At 58.9% G+C, this 6,398-nt stretch carries 7 protein-coding genes; 4 read left to right on the top strand and 3 right to left on the bottom strand.

Translation table 11 applies throughout. From position 1 onward, the window contains the following. The 3 genes from AC1D17_RS27270 to AC1D17_RS27260 form a co-directional block, all read right to left on the bottom strand. The coding region (locus tag AC1D17_RS27270) for a glycine betaine ABC transporter substrate-binding protein (protein WP_477568378.1) at positions 1-414 on the bottom strand (414 nt) is incomplete at its 3' end. 66 nt (positions 415-480) lie between these two features. Then, a complete protein-coding gene (locus AC1D17_RS27265) occupies positions 481-1,275 on the bottom strand; it encodes a pyrroline-5-carboxylate reductase family protein (RefSeq protein WP_477568377.1) in 795 nt (264 codons plus the stop codon). 2 nt (positions 1,276-1,277) lie between these two features. Further along, positions 1,278-1,919, bottom strand: a complete 642-nt coding sequence (locus AC1D17_RS27260; RefSeq protein ID WP_477568376.1) for a TetR/AcrR family transcriptional regulator — start codon at positions 1,917-1,919, stop codon at positions 1,278-1,280. 146 nt (positions 1,920-2,065) lie between these two features. Between AC1D17_RS27260 and AC1D17_RS27255 the strand changes: the two genes are divergently transcribed. The 4 genes from AC1D17_RS27255 to AC1D17_RS27240 form a co-directional block, all read left to right on the top strand. Next, on the top strand, positions 2,066-4,102 hold the full coding sequence (locus AC1D17_RS27255) for an oxidoreductase (protein ID WP_477568375.1): 2,037 nt from the start codon (positions 2,066-2,068) through the stop codon (positions 4,100-4,102). A 3-nt stretch (positions 4,103-4,105) separates the two neighbouring features. Then, entirely contained in the window at positions 4,106-4,711 is a 606-nt protein-coding gene (locus AC1D17_RS27250) for a dimethylsulfonioproprionate lyase family protein (RefSeq protein ID WP_477568374.1), read from the top strand. 42 nt (positions 4,712-4,753) lie between these two features. Continuing rightward, the gene (locus tag AC1D17_RS27245; RefSeq protein ID WP_477568373.1) at positions 4,754-5,503 is read left to right on the top strand and encodes an electron transfer flavoprotein subunit beta/FixA family protein; all 750 of its coding nucleotides are present in this window, start codon (positions 4,754-4,756) and stop codon (positions 5,501-5,503) included. Between the two features lie 23 nt (positions 5,504-5,526). Beyond that, positions 5,527-6,398: electron transfer flavoprotein subunit alpha/FixB family protein (locus AC1D17_RS27240; RefSeq protein WP_477568372.1), on the top strand; the 872-nt coding region annotated here is incomplete at its 3' end.

Here is a 6,398-nt window from a genome sequence, read left to right as displayed (position 1 = left end):
CTTGAAAAGGTCAGGGATAGTCTTGATGTCTGGATGGGCGTCGGCAAGATATTTCGGAATCCACCAACCCTGATTGCCACCGTCGGGCAGCGGGGAGCCGACCTGGACAATCTTGCCCTCTTCCGTTCCTTTCTTTACGACGTCCGGAAGGAGATCGATCCACGCTTCAGGCGCAATGTCCGGCTGGCCCTTTTCGGCCATCGAGGTGATTGTTGGAACCGTATCGCCGACAGTGATTTCGGCGTCACATCCGTAGCCTTCGTTGAGAATGAACTTGTCGAGGTTCGAAAGAACCTCAGCGCTCTGCCAGTTCATGCTGGCGATTGTCAAACTCCCACAGTCTGCCGCGCTTGAAGCCGATGCGGTGCCCAGCAGGCCAAACATCAGGCATGTCGATGCAAGTAGCTTTTTCATTCTTGTTCCCTCTTTTTGCGGCATAATTTAAGAAGCGGGGCGCCGCGTCAGCCCACTTGCCGGTCGTCAGGAGGCATCTCCCATACTCACCGATTTCCGAAATGCTGCGGATAGGCCCTCGGCGACGGCTTGGTCGAATCCAAAGGTCCGCATGGCTTGAATGGCGGCCGCGGTTGTTCCTCGATAGTCGAGGAAAGACGCAACGATGTCATGAGGACAGTCCGCACGCTGCTCCAACAATCGCCCGGTCCCCACCAGGATGGCGTTTACGGCTCGACGGGCAACGTCCTTCGATATGCCACGGCGGACCGCGTCCTCCATCATTGCCGCTGCAAGCAGTGCCGGAAAGGCGGGCCCCGAACCCGTCAATCCCGTCAGATAGTCGATGTCGCTTTCACTTTCGACCTCGTCCTGTGTCCCGCAAGCCTGGAAAATCTGGCGCGTGGCCTCGCGATCGGCTTCACGAGCAGCATTGGATGCGATCCACGGCGTATAGGATTTTCTGACTTCGGCCGCCGCATTCGGGAGGGCACGAATGACACGATCCGTTTTATGATAACGGATAAGCTGCTCCAAACGGATGCCTGCCATGACAGAGATAACCAGTTTGCCCCGACAATCGACGGCCAGCGACGGCCAGTCGGCTGGACGGACGCAAAGGATGACGACGTCAGAGCGGTCGCAAAGCTGCTGATTGTCCGCCGTCCAAAATGCCCCTAGATCACGCGGCGGTTTTTGGTTTCGATATGACAGCGAAAGATGTTGCGGCTGCAGCACGCCGGAATCGACAAGCGAGCTGGCCAGGGCCCCACCAAGCCAACCGCCGCCGCCAATCAAGCCGATCGTGAACGGACCGCGCATGGCTAGAGGTCTCCTGGTTCGGGTACGTGCCCGTGCCTTGAGAAAAAGCGATCGAGCTCCCTTTGTTGCGGCACCTCGCCCGTGTAGATGGCAATATAGTGAGGGATCCGTTTCATGCGCATAGCAATGTCTTCGCGCGACTGCATCGAAATGTAGCCGATTTGAACCAGGTAGGTTGTACGCGCGCGTACGTCGGCGGCGATCTCTTCGAAGCCGAAGCGCATGAACATACGTTTGAGGGCTTCAAGACGCAGTCTATCGGCCTCCTGGACCTCTTCCTGGATTTCTTCGGACTGAATCGCCCAACTGCGAATGGCGAACTCGAACTTCGAGTCGAACAATTCGTTGTCCAGCCAGCAATCGAAAACGTTCAGCATCGCCTCCGCCAACGTCTCTGCGTAAGCCTCAGATCTCTTCACAAGATTTCCGGTATTTTTTTCCCGCCATCGCACAAGTAACGCGCTCAGCAATTCCTCTCGGTCCTTGAAAAACCAGTAAAAACTTGTTCGCGACAGCCCGAGTTTCTTGGCAAGCGGTTGTATTTTCACTGCGTCGACGCCCGACTCGAGCAACGAATCGTAGGCCGCTCCCAGCCACACCTCTGGAGAACCTCGCCAACCGCTATCGCTCAAAATCTGCTCCATTCTCATCTCCTAACAAAACTCAAAAAGGTTGGCAACAAAAATGTACATCTATGTCAACCAGCATGACTTTCATGTTTTCGTTGTTGACACTCGTGTACATTTTCACATAGCATCCCAGCTGATAGTCCTATTTCGGAGACGCAACGATGTCGAACGATCCACTCCTTCAGCCCTACCAGCTTAAGCATCTGACCCTTCGCAACCGCATCATCGTGACGTCGCACGAGCCTGCCTATCCCGAGGACGGCATGCCAAAGGAGCGCTACCGCGCCTATACCGTTGAACGGGCAAGGGGTGGAGTGGCTCTGACCATGACGGCCGGATCGGCAGCGGTGTCGAAGGATAGCCCCCCTGTCTTCAACAATCTGCTTGCCTATAAGGACGAGATCGTCCCGTGGATCCGCGAAATGACCGACGCTGTGCACGAAGAGGGCGCGGCGATCATGATCCAGTTGACCCATCTGGGTCGCCGCACACGCTGGGACAAGGGCGATTGGCTTCCGGTCGTGGCACCCTCCCATCACCGAGAAGCATCGCATCGCGCCTTTCCCAAGAAAATGGAAGATTGGGACATCGCGCGCATCATCAAAGACTTTGCGGATGCGGCCGAGCGCATGAAAGCGGGTGGTATGGACGGAGTCGAGCTGGAGGCCTATGGCCACCTGATTGATCAGTTCAATTCACCGCTGACAAATGAACTTGATGGGCCGTATGGCGGCTCGCTCGACAATCGCATGCGCTTTTGTTTTGACGTCTTCAAGGCGATGCGGGAGCGGGTCGGGGACGATTTCATCCTGGGCGTCCGTTACACGGCCGACGAGTGTCTTCCCGGAGGCAACGGCAAGGCCGACGGCATCGAGATTTCCCGGCGGCTGCGCGACAGCGGCCTTATCGACTATCTGAATGTTATCCGGGGTCACATCGATACGGACGCCGGTCTCACCGACGTCATTCCGATCCAGGGCATGGCGAACTCCCCGCACCTCGATTTTGCCGGCGAAATTCGCGCTGCAACGAATTTTCCGGTTTTCCACGCCGCAAAAATTCCGGACGTCGCAACTGCCCGACATGCGATTGCGGCTGGCAAGGTCGACATGGTCGGCATGACGCGCGCCCACATGACGGACCCGCATATCGTTCGCAAGATCATCGAAAAGCGCGAGGACGACATCCGCCCTTGCGTCGGTGCGAACTACTGTCTTGACCGCATCTACCAAGGCGGGATGGCCTTCTGCATCCACAATGCCGCGACCGGCCGTGAACAGACCATGCCACATACGATCCAGAAAGCCGATATCCGCAAGAAGGTTGTGATCGTCGGAGCCGGGCCGGCCGGTCTCGAGGCCGCCCGCGTGGCGGGCGAGCGCGGCCATACGGTAGTGGTCTTTGAAGCGGCCAACCATCCGGGCGGACAGATCCGCCTCACCGCGCAGAGCGAGCGGCGCCGTGAGATGATCAGCATCATCGACTGGCGAATGAGCCAGTGCGCGAAGCTCGGCGTTACCTTCCATTTCAACAGTTGGGCGGAGGCGGATATGATTGCGGCTGAAGCGCCGGATGTGGTCATCATCGCGACCGGTGGGCTACCGCATACTGAAGTTCTATCGAAGGGCAACGATCTTGTGGTCTCCTCCTGGGACATCATATCGGGCGATGTGAAGCCCGGCACCAACGTACTCATCTTCGACGATGCCGGCGACCATGCCGGCTTGCAAGCCGCGGAATTCATCGCCAAGACCGGTGCGAAGGTCGAGATCATGACGCCCGACCGCTCCTTCGCGCCGGAGGTTATGGCGATGAACCTCGTTCCGTACATGCGCTCGCTGCAGAAGCTCGACGTGACCTTCACCGTCACCTACCGGCTGGAATCGGCCGAGAAGAGCGGTAACCAGATCATTGCCCATGTCGGCAGCGATTACGGAGGCGTAGCGAAGCAACGGTCAGTCGACCAGATCGTCGTCAATCACGGCACGATTCCGTTGGACGACCTCTATTTTGAGTTAAGGCCCAGCTCGAAGAACCTTGGAGAAGTCTCCTACGACCAACTGCTTTCAGGCGCGCCTCAAACCACAGAGCGCAACCCGGACGGTACCTATCAACTTTTTCGGATTGGTGACGCAGTCGCCGCCCGCAATACGCATGCCGCTATCTATGACGCATTGCGCCTCGCCAAGGATATTTGACAAATGGCTCGCAGCGACGCCTTGCAAAGTTTCCTTGATACCGCGTTCGTCGCGTTCGATCGGTTTGTCCAAGACCTGCGGGCGCGGCAGTCCGTGATGCAGATATTCGCCCATCTGGAAGCACCGCAGCCGGAGCGGGCAAATATCGGAAAGCGGCTTCCGGTTTGCACCCGCTATCTTGGGGATATCTTGGCCGAAAAAACGAAGCACCCATCTTTGAATAATCTGATCGAACAGTTCGAAACGCTTGAGCCTCTGCTCGAATGGAAATGGCGATCGACTTATGACAATTCAGCCAGTGCTAATTTCCTGATGAGCCATGCCAACGCCCTGATTGTCGGGCCAGGCGGCCTCGAGGATCGTTCGGACGTGTGGCTGGGCGCAACGTTAATGGCGCCCAGTGTACGGTATCCGGACCACGATCATGCGCCAGAAGAAACCTATCTCGTCCTCTCAGATGGGGATTTCATGCAAGGCGACTCGGGCTGGTTCGCGCCCGGTGTCGGTGGCTCCTTCTACAATCCGCCCGGAATCAAGCATGCCATGCGCTCTGGCGAGAAGCCTCTCTTCGCTTTCTGGGCGCTATTGCCCGACCAGCAGAAACATTGATCTAAAGCCGTCGGCGAGGGCCGACGTTTGTGGAGTGCAGCCATGAAGATACTGGTCCCCGTGAAGCGGGTCGTCGACTACAACGTGAAGATCCGCGTTAAGCCGGATGGTTCCGGTGTCGAGCTTGCCAATGTGAAGATGTCGATGAACCCGTTCGACGAGATTTCGGTCGAGGAGGCCTTGCGGCTGAAGGAAGCCGGCAAGGCGTCGGAAGTGGTCGTCGTCTCCGTTGGCCCGGCCAAGGCCGAGGAAACGTTGCGCACGGCGCTGGCGATGGGCGCCGACCGGGCGATCCTGGTCGAGACCGACGATCAGGTCGAACCTTTGGCTGTCGCCAAGATCATCAAGGGCGTCGCCGAGGCCGAGCAGCCGGGTCTGGTGATCGTCGGCAAGCAGGCGATCGATGACGATTCGAACCAGACCGGCCAGATGCTGTCGGCCCTCCTCGGCTGGGCACAGGGCACCTTTGCCTCGAAGGTCGAGATCGGCGACGGCAAGGCACAGGTCACCCGCGAAGTCGACGGCGGCCTGCAGACCATCGAGATCAAGCTGCCGGCGGTTGTCACCACTGACCTTCGCCTCAACGAGCCGCGCTATGYCTCGCTGCCGAACATCATGAAGGCGAAGAAAAAGCCGCTCGACAAGAAGACCCCGGCCGATTTCGGCGTCGACACCGCCCCGCGCCTCAAGGTCCTGAAGACCGAGGAGCCGGGTGGYCGYAAGGCTGGCATCAAGGTGAAGACGGTCGCCGAACTCGTCGACAAGCTCAAGAACGAAGCCGGCGTCCTCTAAAGTCCGGAAAGGAGACTAACACCATGGCCATTCTTCTTCTGGCTGACCACGACAACGCAACGCTTTCCGACCAGACCGCCAAGGCGCTGACGGCTGCCACAAAGATCGGCGGCGACGTGCATGTGCTGGTCGCCGGCCAGGGCGCCAAGGCTGCGGCCGAACAGGCTGCAAAACTTTCCGGCGTCTCCAAGGTGTTGCTTGCCGAAAGCGACGACCTTGCCAATAACCTGGCTGAACCGCTGGCCGCGCTGATCGTTTCGCTCGCAGGCAGCTACGACACCATCATCTCGGCCGCCACCTCGACCGGCAAGAACGTGCTGCCGCGCGTCGCAGCCCTCTTGGACATCGCCCAGATCTCGGAAATCACCGAAGTCGTCTCGGCCGACACGTTCAAGCGGCCAATCTATGCCGGCAACGCCATCCAGACGGTACAGACGAACGAGGCCAGACAAGTCATCACCGTTCGCRCCGCCTCRTTTTCCCCGGCCTCCCAAGGCCCGCTTGCTGCCGTCGAGACAATCTCGACGGCAGCTTTTTCTTCTGCCGTTTCCAAGTTTGTGTCGAATGCACTCTCCGCATCTGACCGTCCGGAACTGACCTCTGCCAAGATCATCATTTCCGGTGGCCGGGCGCTCGGTTCCGCGCAAACGTTCCAGGACGTCATCCTGCCGGTGGCCGACAAGCTCGGCGCCGCCGTTGGCGCATCGCGCGCTGCGGTCGATGCAGGYTATGCCCCGAACGACTGGCAGGTCGGCCAGACCGGCAAGGTCGTCGCCCCGCAGCTCTACATCGCCGTCGGCATTTCCGGCGCCATCCAGCATCTTGCCGGCATGAAGGACTCCAAGGTCATCGTCGCCATTAACAAGGACGAGGAAGCCCCGATCTTCCAGGTCGC

The organism is Pararhizobium sp. P1_E7 (genome assembly GCF_056405855.1).
The sequence above is the reverse complement of the archived record's forward strand: the minus strand, read 5'-3'. Positions and strand labels throughout refer to the sequence as shown.